The sequence below is a fragment of the Ruegeria sp. BB6 genome, assembly GCF_056539385.1.
On record NZ_JBQFUW010000006.1, the window covers coordinates 63726 to 78753 of the forward strand.

Sequence of the window (15028 nt, forward strand, 5' to 3'; positions counted from 1 at the left end):
TGCGCGTATAGGGAAAACCCAAGCTCGCTTTGGGGAGACTTTGATGCAGGACGATCCGAAAACCCTCGTTTCAACCGAATGGCTTGCAGCCCATCTCAAGGACCCGGACCTGCGGGTTCTGGACGGGTCGTGGTATTTGCCGCAGCAAGGGCGGGATGCAAAGGCCGAGTATCACGCGGCCCATATCCCGGGTGCGCGGTTCTTTGACATTGACGAAATCTCTGATCACCGGTCGGACCTGCCGCACATGGCGCCTCCGGTCGAGAAATTCATGTCGCGCCTGCGGGCGATGGGCGTTGGGGATGGTCATCAAGTGGTGGTCTATGACGGCGCTGGGCTGATGTCCGCTGCACGGGTCTGGTGGCTGTTCCGTCTGATGGGTCAGGACAATGTGGCCGTTCTGGATGGCGGTTTTCCCAAATGGCAGGCCGAAGGGCGTGAGATTGAAGACCTTCCCCCGGTTATCCGCGATCGCCACATGACGGTGCGCGTGCAAAACCATCTGGTGCGGGATGTCACTCAGGTCTCGGCGGCGGCGAAACTGGCCGACCACGAAATTATTGATGCGCGCTCAGCTGCCCGATTTGCAGGAACCGGAACCGAGCCGCGTGAAGGGCTGCGTTCGGGTCATATTCCGGGCTCGCGCAATGTGCCGTTCGATACGCTGCTGAACAAGAATGGCACGATGAAATCCCCCGAGGATTGCCGCGCCGTTTTCGAGGCCGCAGGCGTCGACTTGTCGAAACCCGCCATCACCTCATGCGGGTCGGGCGTGACAGCCGCGATCCTCAGCCTTGCGCTTGAACGCATGGGCAAGAAAGACCACTCGCTTTATGACGGCTCCTGGGCTGAATGGGGTGCCTTCCCGACCCTGCCCGTCGCAACCGGAGAGAACTGATGTTCGAGAACCTCAAACCGCAGCCCGCCGACAAAATTCTGGCGCTGATGCAGATGTACCGCGAAGACCCCCGCGATCAAAAGATCGACCTGGGTGTTGGCGTCTACAAGAATGCCGAAGGGGTAACCCCGGTGATGCGTGCGGTGAAAGCAGCCGAAAAGCGCATTTTGGAAGAACAGGAAAGCAAAGCCTATACCGGGCTGGCCGGTGATCCGGCCTATGCCGATGCAATGATCGGCCTGATCCTTGGCACTTCGGTCCCGCGCGGCAATATTGCGGCCGTGGCAACGCCCGGCGGCACCGGTGCGTGTCGGCAAGCGTTTGAGATGATCCGCATGGCCAACCCGTCGGCGCGCGTCTTTGTGTCGAACCCCACATGGCCGAACCACCTGTCGATCCTGAATTATCTGGGCATGGAAACCGTCCAGTACCGTTATTTCAACGGCGAGACCCGAGGCGTGGACTTCGATGGCATGGTCGAAGACCTGAAGACTGCCAAGGCGGGCGACGTGGTGCTGCTGCATGGTTGCTGCCACAACCCGACCGGGGCCAACCTGAACATGGTTCAGTGGCAAGAGGTCGTGAACATCATCAATGAGCTTGGTCTCGTGGCAATGATCGACATTGCCTATCAAGGGTTCGGGGACGGTCTGGAAGAAGATGCGCAGGCCACGCGCCTTGTGGCCTCGTCGGTCAAACGTTGCCTGATCGCGGCGTCCTGTTCCAAAAACTTCGGAGTGTACCGCGAACGGACCGGTCTGTTGATGGCGATCAGCGATGATGCGGCGCATACGGCGCTGAACCAGTCGACACTGGCCTTTCTGAACCGTCAGAATTACTCCTTCCCGCCCGATCATGGTGCGCGTGTAGTGACCACGATCCTGAATGACGAGGCTCTGCGCGCGGATTGGGCGGCCGAGTTGGAAGAGGTGCGCCTGTCCATGCTGGGTCTACGCCAACAACTGGCTGACGAACTGCAAAGATTGAGCGGCTCGGACCGTTTTGGTTTTATCGCCCAGCACCGCGGCATGTTCTCGCGTCTGGGTGCAGCACCCGAGCTGGTCGAGAAACTGCGTGCCGATCACGGCATCTACATGGTGGGTGACAGCCGTCTGAACATCGCGGGTCTGAACGCGACAACGGTTCCGATTCTGGCCAAGGCGATTGTCGACGTCGGCGTTTGACCTTTATCTGCCACACACATCAAAGCCGCGCCCTCCAGCGCGGCTTTTTTGCGCGCTATCGAAAACGGCCATCTTCGTCAGGCCACGTCCAAATTTTCGGGTCGCTGGTGATCGCGTCTACAACCTGTGCCGCACGTTCACGTGTGCAGGGTCTTTCCGTAAGTCCCATATGCACAAGTTCTATTTGCACAAGGTATTCAGCCACATCCTCTTTACTCGTTTCTCTTCTGATCTGACTAGCCGCCTGAATCAAATATGAATCGTATTCGTCGGCGAAAGATAGACAGTCCTCGTCATTCCAATTCTCTTCCGGCTTCAAAAGGCCGATAGGATCCCAAAGACGCCAGCCAATGTCTCGGAGTCTGGAAAGTTTGATACGAGGAGGTGGAGTAAGTTTCATTGCAATCGACTTAGTCAGAAATTGTTCCGGACAGTTTCACAGCGGCAGTCTTGGGGTAAGCGCCTAAATTCAAATGATTTGTTGAAAGACAAAACAAAAAAACCGGGCGCGAACGCCCGGTTTCGGATTTGGTACTTGATCAGGCGTTAGCCCTTGGAAAACTCGGGATAGGCTTCCATACCCAGTTCTGCCATGTCGAGGCCGTTGATCTCGTCCTCTTCGCTGACGCGGATGCCAACGACTGCCTTCAGGATCGTCCACAGGATCAGCGCACCGACGAAGGTGAACACACCGTAGGCTGCGATACCCAGCAACTGAGTGCCCAGGCTTGCTTCACCGTAGAAGATCACGGCGATGGTGCCCCAGATACCGGCAAACAGGTGAACCGGGATCGCACCGACAACGTCGTCCAGCTTGAACTTGTCCAGCATCGGAACGGTCAGGACAACGATAACGCCGCCAACTGCACCGATCCACAGAGCGCCGAACAGGGTCGGGGCCAGAGGTTCAGCAGTGATCGAGACCAGACCGGCCAGAGCACCGTTCAGAACCATCGTAAGGTCAGGCTTTTTGTACAGCAGTTGGGTCAGGATCAGTGCGGTCACTGCACCCGAAGCGGCTGCCATGTTGGTGTTGGCAAAGATGCGCGACACGTCGGAAACGTCACCCACGGTGCCCATTGCCAGCTGCGAGCCGCCATTGAAGCCGAACCAACCCAGCCACAGGATGAACGTACCCAGTGTGGCCAGCGCCAGGTTTGAACCGGGCATCGGGTGGACTTTGCCGTCTTTGTACTTGCCGATGCGCGGGCCCAGTACGATGACACCTGCCAGAGCTGCCCAGCCACCGACCGAGTGCACAACGGTCGAGCCAGCGAAGTCCGAGAAGCCAGCTTCAGACAGCCAGCCGCCGCCCCACTGCCAGGAACCCGAGATCGGGTACAGGATGCCGGTCAGGACGATGACGAAGATCAGGAAGGGCCACAGCTTGATACGCTCGGCCACGGCACCCGAAACGATCGAGGCAGTTGCGGCAACGAACACAAGCTGGAAGAAGAAGTCCGAACCGATCGACGCATAGTCCAGCGCCGCTTCTGCGGGGTCAACGCCCACGGCATCAAGCGATGTGGTCGAGAAGAACGGGCCCAGCCAACCAGCGATGGACCAGCCGTCGCCGGGGTACATCAGGTTGAAGCCGATCAGCCAGTACATGATCGCGGCAAAGGAAAACAGCGCCACGTTCTTGATCATCTGCATGGCCACGTTCTTGGAACGCACCAGGCCACCTTCCAGCATGGCAAAGCCTGCCGCCATGAAGAAGACCAGGAACCCTGCCATCAGGAACAGCAGCGTGGTGAAGATATATTGGGTATGGAGCGCGGCTTCGCCGTCGGCGGCCTCTTGCGCCAGACCCATCTGCGGCAGCGCGACGATCGCGGCAGCAGGGATGAGAGATTTCATCAGGTTCATTGTTAGTCCTCGAGTGATTGTGAGTGGGGGCGCTTACAGCGCCTCTTCGTTCGTTTCCCCGGTCCGCACGCGCAGGGCCTGCTCGACATCGAGGACGAAAATCTTGCCATCGCCGATCTTTCCGGTCTTGGCGGTTTTGGTGATGGTCTCGACGATCTGGTCGGCCATCGCAGCGGGAACTACGATCTCCAGTTTGATCTTGGGTACGAAGTTCACGGCGTATTCGGCCCCGCGATAGATTTCCGTGTGACCCGATTGCGAGCCGAAGCCCTTGATTTCGGTCACCATCATGCCGCGTACGCCAGCGTCGGTCAGTGCTTCGCGCACCTCCTCGAGCTTGAACGGCTTGATTGTCGCGATGATCAGTTTCACGTTAGTCCCCTCTGCTTCTCCGGTCTGTCCGGTCGGTTTGCACTCGCAGAAAAAGAGCGCGCCTGACCGCAGTAAGGAACGATTCAGGGGGGCGGACGCTGGGGAAAATAGTGGCAAGGTGCACAATTTTTGCACAAATACGGCGCAATGATTAAAAATTGAGCAAATTGAGGAAGGCTTTTAGGCGTATTTCATACCTCTACTTCATCTGTGTGGCAGGGTATGGTGCCTCAAAACGATAACCGGGCAGAGCTTGAGCATGACTGAGTCCAGGCGCGGCAAGAAACCTCTTGTTGCGGACAAACGATACCCGTCGAAGGGGCGAAAATCCTCGGCGTCAAAGCGCGCCGCAGGCAAGAAGGCGACTGCGCGAAAGACAACGACGCGCAGAACGGCCCGCAAGAAAACACGCAAGTCCACCAAGAACGGCGGCGGGTTTTTCCGCCGTATGTTTCGCTGGCTTTCGCGGCTGGTCTGGGGTGTGACCTGGCGGGTTGGCGCGGTCTGTGCCCTGCTGCTGGCGCTTGCGATAGGGGTTGTCTACAGCACGTTGCCGGATGTTGATGCCTTGCTGGACGGTCGTGCGCGCGGATCGGTCACGATGCTGGACCGTGACGGCAAGGTATTTGCGTGGCGAGGCGATCAATTCGGCGGGGTCATTACGGCCGATACGGTGTCTCCGCACCTCAAGCACGCGGTCGTCGCGACTGAGGACAAGCGATTCTATCGCCATTTCGGTGTCAGCCCGCGCGGGGTTGCCAGCGCCGTGCGCATCAACCTGAGCGAGGGCCGGGGGCCGCTGTCAGGTCATGGCGGTTCGACCATCACGCAGCAGACGGCCAAGCTGCTTTGCCTCGGCGTTCCTTATGATCCGGCTGATTGGGAGTCCGAGGCCGCCTACGAAGCTGACTGTCGTCAGGGATCGTTGTGGCGCAAGGCCAAGGAAGCCGTTTACGCGATGGCGATGGAGGTCAAATACTCCAAGGACGAAATCCTCACCATCTACCTGAACCGGGCGTTCCTTGGAGCAGGCGCGCGAGGGTTCGAGGCCGCCAGCCAGCGGTATTTCGGAATTTCAGCCGCCGAGGTGTCCCCGTCCGAGGCCGCGATGCTGGCGGGCCTTCTGGTCGCGCCGACCCGGTATGCGCCGACGAACAACCTGCAACGCTCGCAGGATCGGGCGCGTCTGGTGGTCGGGTTGATGGAGGATCAGGGATACCTTTCCCCCGCGCAGGCCAGCGAAGCCCGCACCCGTCCCGCGGAACTGTCCGAAGCCGCCGCCGCGCGTGCAGGTGGGTATTTCGCCGATTGGGTCATGGCCAGCGGGCCCGAGTTCTTTACCCGCAACACCACCGAGGATGTGGTGATCCGGACGACTCTGGATCAGCGCCTGCAGAAATCGGCAGAGGAGGCGCTGCAATACATCTTTCAGGAAAAAGTTCGCGAAGGGTCCAAGGCGCAGGCCGCGATTGTTGTGATGTCCGCAGATGGGGCGGTGCGTGCCATGGTCGGCGGTCGCAAGACGCGCGTATCAGGTGCGTTCAATCGCGCGACGCAGGCATTGCGACAGACCGGATCATCCTTCAAACCCTTCGTGTACGCGACAGCGTTAGAGCTTGGGTATTCTCCGCTGGATACGGTCGTGGACGAGCCGTATTGCATCAATATCCCCGGTTCGGGCCAGTGGTGCCCCAAGAACTATACCAACAAGTTCTATGGCCGGGTCACGCTTGCGGATGCGTTGAAGAACTCGCTGAACATACCCGCTGTCAAAGTGGCCGAGGTTGCGGGGCTTGAAAACGTGCGCACCGTTGCCAGCGGGTTTGGGATTGCCAATGATCTGGCCGAAGGACCGGCCCTTGCTCTGGGCGCGTCGGAAAGCACCCTGATCGAGATGACCGGGGCTTATGCGGGTATCCTGAACGGCGGCTCGTCCGTGGAACCTTATGGTCTGACCGAGTTGAAGCTGCTGGGGGATCAGACGCCCGTGATGGTGACGACGACCGGCATCGGAGAGCGTGTCATCAACGACAAGGCGGCCAAGCAACTGACATGGATGATGGAGCGCGTGGTCTCGGAAGGCACGGGTGCGCGGGCGCAGCTTCCGGGCTGGCAGGTGGCGGGCAAGACCGGCACAACTCAGGCCGCGCGCGATGCGTGGTTCATCGGGTTCACGGCGGATTACGTGGCGGGTGTCTGGATGGGCTATGACGACAATACGCCGCTTTCCGGTGTTACTGGCGGCGGATTGCCTGCGGAAATCTGGAAGGAAACCATGCTTCGTGTGACCGAAGGGATGACGCCGACGCCCTTGCCGATGTTGGCCCCGGACCCGCCCGTGCGAACCGCGCAGCCCCGGCAGCAACGTCGTAGGCAGGGCAACGGGTTCGAGAACGCCATTAACAACCTGTTGAACAATATCTTCGGCAACTGATCGGCAAAGAAAAAGGCGGCGCGCATGGCACCGCCTTTGAAATGCGTTTGGCCGCCTGATCAGACGGTTTCGTCCAGCGCCGCCAGAATCGCGTCACCCATTTCGGTGGTCGAGACCGGCTGCACGCCTTCTTCGGCCAGCAGATCGGCGGTGCGGACACCATCGGCCAGAACCTTCTCGATTGCCGATTCCAGACGGTCAGCCTCGGCCCCCTGATCAAAGCTATAGCGCAGCGCCATGGCAAAGCTGAGGATACAGGCGATCGGGTTCGCCTTGCCCTGGCCCGCGATATCGGGGGCCGAGCCGTGGACGGGTTCATACATCGCCTTAGGGCGGCCATTGGCCATCGGTGCGCCCAGCGACGCGGATGGCAGCATCCCCAGCGAGCCGGTCAGCATCGCCGCACAATCCGACAGGATATCACCGAACAGGTTGTCGGTGACGATCACGTCGAACTGCTTGGGTGCGCGCACCAGCTGCATTGCGCCATTGTCGGCATACATATGGGTCAGCTCGACCTCGGGGTAATCCTCGGCCACGCGATCCACGACCTCGCGCCACAGAATGCCCGACTCCATGACGTTGGCTTTTTCCATCGAGCACAGCTTCTTGTTCCGGCGCATCGCCAGTTCAAAAGCCGAGCGCGCGGCGCGTTCGATCTCGGATTCAGTGTAACGCTGGGTGTTGATGCCCACGCGTTCGTTGCCTTTCTCGAAGATGCCGCGCGGCTCTCCGAAATAAACGCCGGAGGTCAGCTCGCGCACGATCATGATGTCCAGACCGGCCACGATATCCTTTTTCAGCGACGAGAAATCCGCCAGCGCGTCAAAGCACTGGGCCGGGCGCAGGTTGGAAAACAGGTCCATTTCCTTGCGCAGGCGCAGCAGCCCGCGTTCAGGCTTTACGCTGAAATCCAGATCGTCGTATTTCGGGCCGCCAACCGCGCCCAGCAGCACCGCGTCAACCTCTTGCGCCTTGGCCATGGTCTCGTCCGACAGGGGCTTGCCATGGGCGTCATAGGCGGCACCGCCGACCAGATCCTCGCTCACGTCGAACGCCAGACCGCGGTTCGCGCCGAACCAGTCGATGATGCGGCGGACTTCGGCCATAACTTCGGGGCCAATACCGTCTCCGGGCAGGATCAGCAGCGAGGGGTTGGACATGAAGGATCTCCTTGCGTTTCGTCGCAATGGCCCTAGCGCCTGCGCCGCATCGGGTCAATGAGACGAACAGGCCAAAACAAACAGAGTCGACGGGAATCTCGGTTTCCGTGACGAAACGGCACGGTCAAAGCAGGTTCACCGTCAAAGACTGGCCTTCAGACCGTCGGCAAGCAGGTCCCAAACGCGCCGGATTCGCGGGGTTTGGCGCATCGCCTGCGGAGCGGCCAGCCACACGGGTAGGACCGGGATTTCCACGTCCAGCGGCAGGATTTCGACCAAGGGGTCTGCCTCGGCAACATGCGTCTGGGTAAACCCAATTCCGCAACCGGCTCGGATTAGTTCCCAATATGCACTCTGAAGGTCGCAACGGGTTGCGAAATTGTCCCGGCTCGCGGGCCAGCCTTTGTTGTGCATCTCTTTGATGATCTGCTCATTGGCGTCAAAGCCGACCAGATCGTGATTGAACAATTCTCCGGGGTCTGCCGGGCGGCCTGCTCGGTCCAGATAAGACCGGGCCGCGCAAAAGCACATGCGCACATCGCCCAGATACCTTGAGACGATGTCGACCTGCTCGGGGCGATACATGCGAACTGCAATATCAGCCTCGCGATACAGCAGGTTTTCGACCGTGTCCGTTGCGACAAGCTCAAGCTGTATCGCCGGTTCTTGCTTGCGGATTTGGGCCATGATGGGCGGCAGAAGATGATGGGCTGCAAAAACCGAAGTGGTTATGCGCACTGTCCCTTCCAATTGTTGCGACTGGCCTGCCGCGGTCAGGCTGATTGCGCTCATGGCAGAGTTTATCTGCTGCGCCATAGGTAGCAGTTGCGCGCCGACTTCACTCAGCCTCAGACCGCGCGCATGTCGATCAAAAAGAGATACGCCCAACTCGTCCTCAAGCGCGTGAATTTGTCGGCCTAGCGTCGGCTGGCTTCGCTCTAACCGCCGGGCTGCCGCAGATAGTGAACCGGTTTCAGCTACGGCCAGAAAGCTTTGGATCAGGGACCAGTCGGACGGGGTGATGAGTCTATCCATTCATGAATGAATACACGTTCTGCACATGCAGGCAATTCCCATATCCCTTTGAATGGATCAGTGTTGAGAGTGACAGGAGGTTGCCATGACACAAACAGCACTGATTTTGGGCGCAACAGGCCGGTTCGGGCGCAATAGCGCCGAGGCATTTCGCAAAGCGGGTTGGTCGGTCCGCAGTTTTGACCGCAAATCGCAGGATTTGAAGCACTCCGCAGAAGGAGCCAGCATCATCGTAAATGCCTGGAATCCACCTTACCCGGACTGGGCCAGACTGGTGCCAAAGTTACATCGACAAGTCATCGACGCAGCCGAACACGCCGGGGCGACAGTGATCGTTCCCGGCAACGTGTATGTCTTTGGGGCTTCTACGCCTTTGCCGTGGTCCAGTTCTTCGCCCCATTTCGCTGAGAATCCGCTGGGCAGGATCAGGGTCGAGATGGAAGACGCCTACCGCAGTTCCTCGGTCAAGACGATCATCTTGAGGGCAGGAGATTTCATCGACACCTGCGCGTCAGGCAACTGGTTCGATCAGGTTTTGATCAAGCGTTTGTCAAAGGGACAACTGGTGTATCCGGGTCGGCCTGACATTGCCCATTCCTGGGCTTATTTGCCGGATCTCGCCCGAGCCGCCGTTGCCCTGGCTGAGATACGAGACGACCTGCCGCGTTTTAGCGACGTGCCGTTTGCAGGTTACACCCTGACAGGAAAGGAACTGGCGCAATCGCTATCGCGGGTGACGGGTCACAGCGTGCAGGTAAAGCGCATGAACTGGTGGCCGATCCACCTGAGCCGAATGTTCTGGAACCTTGCGCCGCATCTGATCGAAATGCGCTATCTATGGGATGCGCCGCATTGTCTAGACGCAGAGGCTTTCAACGAACTGGTGCCGGGGTTCACGCATACTGATCTGGATGAGGCCATAAACACGGCCATTTCGGACGGGCAGCCTGGGCTGTATCCCACCGCAACCACGGCCAGAGTTTAAGTGGTTTCAGGGCGCGGCCAGTTCGACCCACACCAAGCGATGTCTGCTGGCGGTCTCGGCCGCTGCGCGCAGGTCTGATCCGGGCGCTGGCCAGAACACTCCGGCATCCATGACACGCAAGTCAGACGAGGGCAATACGTAGTCCACGCGCATGTCCCCGACGCCCTTCCACACGACCGTGGTTTCTTTTCCGGTTGCATCTTCTGGTACAGGGTCTTGCAAGCGCGGGTCGCTCAATAGCTGCCGAATTGCCTCTTTTCGCCCCTCGCCGCGGTCGGGATCGAGGTTCGCATCCCCCGCCAAAACAAATGATCCCGTCGGCGCCTGAGTGATCTCGCCGTTCAAAAGGGACATCCAAAAGCGAATCTCATCCCGGTTGCGAAGTCCGTTCCGATCCTCCGGCCCGTCAAAAACTGGGGGAGCGGCGTGAAACGTCATCAGATCGACAACTCCGATCGGTGTTTCGATGGGCACAAGCCAGTGTGCGGTGGAAGACAGGCGTTGAATATTCTGTGCCTCGTCCGAGGGAAAAGCTGCCGAACCCTTGCGGGGAAGCTGGGCGCCGGGAAGATCCCGCCACAGCAAATCTGTAAAACCCCGAACGTTTTCGGTCTGGATGGGATAGCGCGACAGGACCGCAAGGCCGCCATGCCCCGTGAACCGGCCCCAGCCCTGTGCATCGCCCGGACCATGTGTTCGACCATCGCCATCCATATCCAGATCGGTTTCAAGCCCCGAATTTGGCCGTGCCGTAAATTGATGAGGGTAGTCCAGACCGGCCTGGCGCAGCCGCTCGGTCAGCGCAGCTAGGGTCTGTCCATGAAAATCCCAGTCGATCCCCTGCAGGGCGACAATATCGGGGTGTGACGCCACCAGGACTTCGATGACAGCTTTGGCCTGCGCGTCTCCGCGCTGAATGTCGCGCAGCAGCAGGCCCGGCCCCTTGCGGCTGAGTTCAGTGTTGAAAGTAGCAACGCGCACGGTTTCTGCCTGCGCCATCAGGGGCAGCCAAAGCAGGACAAGAATTCGGATCATGCGGTCTGAGTGGACTCGGCCGTGGAATAGGCGCGGCGTTTTTCAACAATCAGGTTCGCGATGCGCAGGGTAGCCATGCCGCGCATGATCATGCTGGCGGGCAGGAAAGCCCATGCGCTCATGGTCCAGATCAGGGTCTGAGGATTGCTGAGCGAAATGGGATCGACATAGTTCGTCAGCATCTTGATCATCGCTGGGATCAGGAAGGGCAGCAGCACGCCGATCGAGATGTTGAGCCGGCCGTCGCGCTGAAGGCGCGTCACCACATCACCGCCCTGCGTCGGATCGAACAAGGGCAGGTTGGTCCAGACGTTGAAAGCACCGTTTCCGGTGGGCCAGCCACGTAATTTCACCGCGTAGGCAAAGCTGCCGATCGTGACCAACGCGGTCAGGTACGCGACGCTGGCGGATATGCGCACCAGTTCGATAAGGGGCGCACTGGCATCTCCGGGCAACATCAGAACGATCAGCCGCACCGGTGAATACGGAAAGTCGACCACATTCGCCAAGCTGAATCCTATCGAATAAAACAGGGCGGTAAGCTGTGTGGGCAGATATGCGTTTTTGCAGATCAGGGTCAAAAACATGATCATCGTGACCAGCCCAACAAAGCGCAAACGGTTCACAGGCGGAGCATCGCGGAACTCGATAAAGCTGGGAAAGGCCGAGTTATATTCAGCAAAGGTCAGGAAAAACGCGAGAATGGCGAGAAACACGACGATCTCGGTCCCATTCGTTGACGATGCGGGCAAATACAACGCGGGGGTCAGCACAATCAGTGCAACCAATAATCCCCGAATTGCCGCCCCTGTTGTGCGCGCAATCACTATCCGAACCCTTTCAAACTGGATCGGTCGGTTCTTTGCCGACTTCAATTCCAACTTGTGCCCGCCGTTTGTTTTTTGACGGATGCCTCTATAGCGCCAACACTGGCCCCGTTAGGCATTGCGCTCAAGCCAAGGTGCAGAAAACACGTGATTTTGGGCAAAATGATGGCAAAACTGGTGCGGGTTTGCATCATTCCTGACGCAAATCCGACGTGTAATTTAGCATTGCCGCTACATGTTGTGGTTGCTGCAAATTCAACCCCTAGAATGCGAAAGGGGCCGCCGAAGCGACCCCTTTAGGTTGAGTGCCCACAGAATCATCCACAGAATCAAACCCAGGGGCGGGCCTGACTTGCGTGCTCCTCGAACTTGTCGATGTGATGTTCCTTCTCCATCGACAGGCCGATATCGTCCAGGCCGTTCAGCAGGCAGTGCTTGCGGTGCGGGTCGATGTCGAACTCGATCACGACGCCATCGGACGTGGTGATCTGCTGATCTTCCAGATGCACGGTCATGCGGGCGTTTTCACCCTTGTGCGCGTCATCCATCAGGATCGCGTGGTGTTCGTCCGCAACCACGATGGGCAGGATACCGTTCTTGAAGCAGTTGTTGAAAAAGATGTCGGCAAAGCTGGTCGAGATCACAACCTTGATGCCGAAATCCTTGATCGCCCAAGGTGCGTGTTCACGCGACGAGCCACAGCCAAAATTGTCGCCTGCGACCAGAATCTCAGTTTCACGATACGCGGGTTTGTTCAGGACGAATTCTTCGTTTTCCTGCCCGTCGTCGTGATAGCGCATTTCGTCAAACAGAACGACGCCGAGGCCGGACCGCTTGATCGTTTTCAGGTGCACTTTCGGGATGATCATATCGGTGTCGATATTGATCAATGGCATTGGGGCGGCCACCCCGTGGACTTTTTCAAACTTTTCCATGTTCACACTCCTGCGGGAGAGGGCCGACCCCGTGCCCCGCGTTTAAGCTTGTTTCGCTTCAGTTGTTGCGTCGTTGGGGGCGTTCTTGACGAAGAACGCCATGAAGACCAAACCGAACCCGTTGAACAGCATCTCGATCCCAAGGAAGATGCCCAGAATGCTCATCAGCACTGCGGGTTCACTTCCTACATAACTCCAGATGATGCCCGCGAGGACGATCGACAAGATGCCTGAGATGATCGTCGGCCAGAAATACTGCGTTCCGCGCATCTGGAACGACAGAATGACCCGCGCGATGCCGCCTGCCATGAACAGGATCAGCATGACCATCGCCAGGGTGAGCGTTCCGGCCAGCGGCTGAGACATGAAGTTCCAGCCAAGAAACAGCATCACGGCACCCATGATAAGCGACAGAATCTTGTTGCCGGCTCCTTCAACCGTAAAACCGCCGACAACTTGCAGCGCGCCTGAAATCAGCAGAAACACTCCGGTCACTACTGTCACAGCTATCGAAGCCACCACCGGCGCGCCCAGCACAAAGATGCCAAACGCAATCGAAAGCAGCCCCAACAAGAGCCATTTGACCCAATCACTCATCTCAGTCTCTCCCTCAAATATTCAGATATGAGGGCACCTTACATCAATTCGCGGACGTCTGTCAGCCGTCCTGTTATCGCTGCAGCGGCAGCCATCGCGGGGCTCAGCAGGTGGGTACGTCCACCCCGTCCCTGACGGCCTTCAAAGTTGCGGTTCGAGGTCGCGGCACAGCGCTCGCCCGGTTGCAACTGGTCGGGGTTCATCGCCAGACACATCGAACATCCCGCCAAGCGCCATTCAAACCCGGCCTCTTTGAAAACGTCTGCCAGACCTTCTTCCTCGGCCTGAGCGCGCACCAGACCCGAGCCGGGCACGACCATGGCGCGCAACCCGTCCTTGATCTTTTTGCCTTTCAGGATTTCAGCCGCAGCGCGCAGGTCTTCGATCCGACCGTTGGTGCAGGAACCGATAAAGACCGTGTCGATCTCGACATCGCTCAGCTTTTGGCCGGCTTCCAGACCCATGTATTCGATCGACCGGCGGGCCGCGTCGACCTTGCCGCCTTCAAAATCTTCGGGGTTGGGCACGGTCGCGGTGATCGGCAGCACATCTTCGGGGCTGGTACCCCAGGTCACGACGGGCGCGATATCTTCGCCGCGCAGGGTGATGACCTTGTCAAAATGCGCATCCTCATCGGTATAGAGCGTTTTCCACCAGGCCAGAGCCGCTTCCCATTGTGCGCCTTTCGGGGCGTGGGGGCGGCCTTTGACATATTCAAAGGTGGTCTCGTCCGGGGCGATCAGACCAGCGCGGGCGCCACCTTCGATGGCCATGTTGCAGACGGTCATGCGGCCTTCCATCGACAGATCGCGGATCGCTTCGCCGCAATATTCGATGACATAGCCAGTGCCGCCAGCTGTGCCGGTTTCCCCGATCACGGCCAGAGTGATATCCTTGGCGGTCACACCCGGCTGCAATTTGCCGGTGATTTCCACCTTCATGTTCTTGGATTTCTTCTGGATCAGGGTCTGCGTGGCCAGAACGTGTTCGACCTCGGACGTGCCGATGCCGTGGGCCAGCGCGCCGAACGCGCCGTGAGTGGCGGTGTGGCTATCGCCGCAGACAACGGTCATGCCGGGCAGGGTCCAGCCCTGTTCGGGTCCAACGATGTGGACGATGCCCTGACGGACGTCGTTCACAGGATAGTAGTGAATACCGAAATCCTTGGCGTTCTTGTCCAGTGCTTCAACCTGAATACGCGATTCCGGGTTCTCGATCCCGTTTACACGATCAGGCGTGGTTGGAACGTTGTGGTCCGGCACCGCGATGGTTTTCTCAGGCGCGCGTACCTCACGACCGGCCATGCGCAGCCCTTCAAAGGCTTGCGGGCTGGTGACTTCGTGCACCAGGTGACGGTCGATATACAGCAGGCAGGTGCCATCATCGGCTTCGTGCGCGACATGGGCATCCCAGATCTTGTCATAGAGTGTTTTGGGGGACATCGGTCCTCTCCCGTATTGTAATGAGAAATAGCTGGCGAGTGGCTGGGCCGCTTATAGGCGGGCCAGAACCGTGCGGGCGGCCCCAAAGAACCGTTCACGCAGGCGCGTGCGGTCTTGCAACGTCGGAGCTGGGGCCAAATCGAGTCTCATGCGCACCAGATATATCGCGTCTTCCCGTCAATCAAGGTTCAAAACCGCGTCAGGCTTGCATCAATGGACTTTGCTGTCCAAGCTGTCGGGCAGGAGACGTGA

At 58.9% G+C, this 15028-nt stretch carries 13 protein-coding genes; 4 read left to right on the plus strand and 9 right to left on the minus strand.

Going from position 1 to position 15028, the window contains the following annotated elements; genetic code table 11:
* The first annotated feature begins 43 nt into the window (after nt 1–43).
* Complete coding sequence (gene sseA, locus ACR0B7_RS14505; RefSeq protein WP_170486154.1) at nt 44–898, plus strand: 3-mercaptopyruvate sulfurtransferase; 855 nt, start codon at nt 44–46, stop codon at nt 896–898.
* Nucleotides 898–2082, plus strand: a complete 1185-nt coding sequence (locus ACR0B7_RS14510; protein ID WP_170486153.1) for an amino acid aminotransferase — start codon at nt 898–900, stop codon at nt 2080–2082. Before sseA ends, ACR0B7_RS14510 begins: the two co-directional genes overlap by 1 nt.
* Nucleotides 2083–2628: 546 nt before the next feature.
* Here ACR0B7_RS14510 and ACR0B7_RS14515 read toward each other — a convergent pair.
* Entirely contained in the window at nt 2629–3951 is a 1323-nt protein-coding gene (locus tag ACR0B7_RS14515; RefSeq protein ID WP_170388665.1) for an ammonium transporter, read from the minus strand.
* Nucleotides 3952–3984: 33 nt separating this feature from the next.
* On the minus strand, nt 3985–4323 hold the full coding sequence (locus tag ACR0B7_RS14520) for a P-II family nitrogen regulator (protein ID WP_170388666.1): 339 nt from the start codon (nt 4321–4323) through the stop codon (nt 3985–3987).
* Nucleotides 4324–4582: 259 nt separating this feature from the next.
* On the opposite strand from ACR0B7_RS14520, the gene ACR0B7_RS14525 reads away from it, so the two are divergent.
* The gene (locus ACR0B7_RS14525; RefSeq protein ID WP_170486152.1) at nt 4583–6757 is read left to right on the plus strand and encodes a PBP1A family penicillin-binding protein; all 2175 of its coding nucleotides are present in this window, start codon (nt 4583–4585) and stop codon (nt 6755–6757) included.
* 59 nt (nt 6758–6816) lie between these two features.
* Here ACR0B7_RS14525 and leuB read toward each other — a convergent pair whose 3' ends face one another.
* Nucleotides 6817–7920 (minus strand): 3-isopropylmalate dehydrogenase, encoded by a 1104-nt coding sequence (gene leuB / locus ACR0B7_RS14530; RefSeq protein ID WP_170486151.1) that lies wholly within the window; start codon nt 7918–7920, stop codon nt 6817–6819.
* Between the two features lie 141 nt (nt 7921–8061).
* Nucleotides 8062–8955 carry a LysR family transcriptional regulator gene (locus ACR0B7_RS14535; RefSeq protein WP_170486150.1) on the minus strand — a complete coding sequence of 298 codons (894 nt, stop codon included), beginning with the start codon at nt 8953–8955 and terminating at the stop codon, nt 8062–8064.
* Nucleotides 8956–9040: 85 nt separating this feature from the next.
* Here ACR0B7_RS14535 and ACR0B7_RS14540 point away from each other — a divergent pair, with 85 nt between their 5' ends.
* Complete coding sequence (locus ACR0B7_RS14540) at nt 9041–9940, plus strand: Rossmann-fold NAD(P)-binding domain-containing protein (RefSeq protein WP_170486149.1); 900 nt, start codon at nt 9041–9043, stop codon at nt 9938–9940.
* A 6-nt stretch (nt 9941–9946) separates the two neighbouring features.
* Here ACR0B7_RS14540 and ACR0B7_RS14545 read toward each other — a convergent pair whose 3' ends face one another.
* From ACR0B7_RS14545 to leuC, 5 genes are all read right to left on the minus strand, one after another.
* Nucleotides 9947–10975, minus strand: coding sequence for an endonuclease/exonuclease/phosphatase family protein (locus ACR0B7_RS14545; RefSeq protein ID WP_170486148.1), 1029 nt, complete (start codon nt 10973–10975; stop codon nt 9947–9949).
* Nucleotides 10972–11802 carry a hypothetical protein gene (locus ACR0B7_RS14550; RefSeq protein WP_170388672.1) on the minus strand — a complete coding sequence of 277 codons (831 nt, stop codon included), beginning with the start codon at nt 11800–11802 and terminating at the stop codon, nt 10972–10974. Before ACR0B7_RS14550 ends, ACR0B7_RS14545 begins: the two co-directional genes overlap by 4 nt.
* Nucleotides 11803–12131: 329 nt before the next feature.
* A complete protein-coding gene (gene leuD / locus ACR0B7_RS14555) occupies nt 12132–12737 on the minus strand; it encodes a 3-isopropylmalate dehydratase small subunit (protein ID WP_170486147.1) in 606 nt (201 codons plus the stop codon).
* 42 nt (nt 12738–12779) lie between these two features.
* Nucleotides 12780–13334: a DUF308 domain-containing protein gene (locus tag ACR0B7_RS14560; RefSeq protein WP_170388674.1), complete on the minus strand. Its 555-nt coding sequence runs from the start codon at nt 13332–13334 to the stop codon at nt 12780–12782.
* Between the two features lie 38 nt (nt 13335–13372).
* Nucleotides 13373–14776: a 3-isopropylmalate dehydratase large subunit gene (leuC, locus tag ACR0B7_RS14565; RefSeq protein ID WP_170486146.1), complete on the minus strand. Its 1404-nt coding sequence runs from the start codon at nt 14774–14776 to the stop codon at nt 13373–13375.
* Nucleotides 14777–15028: the final 252 nt, after the last annotated feature.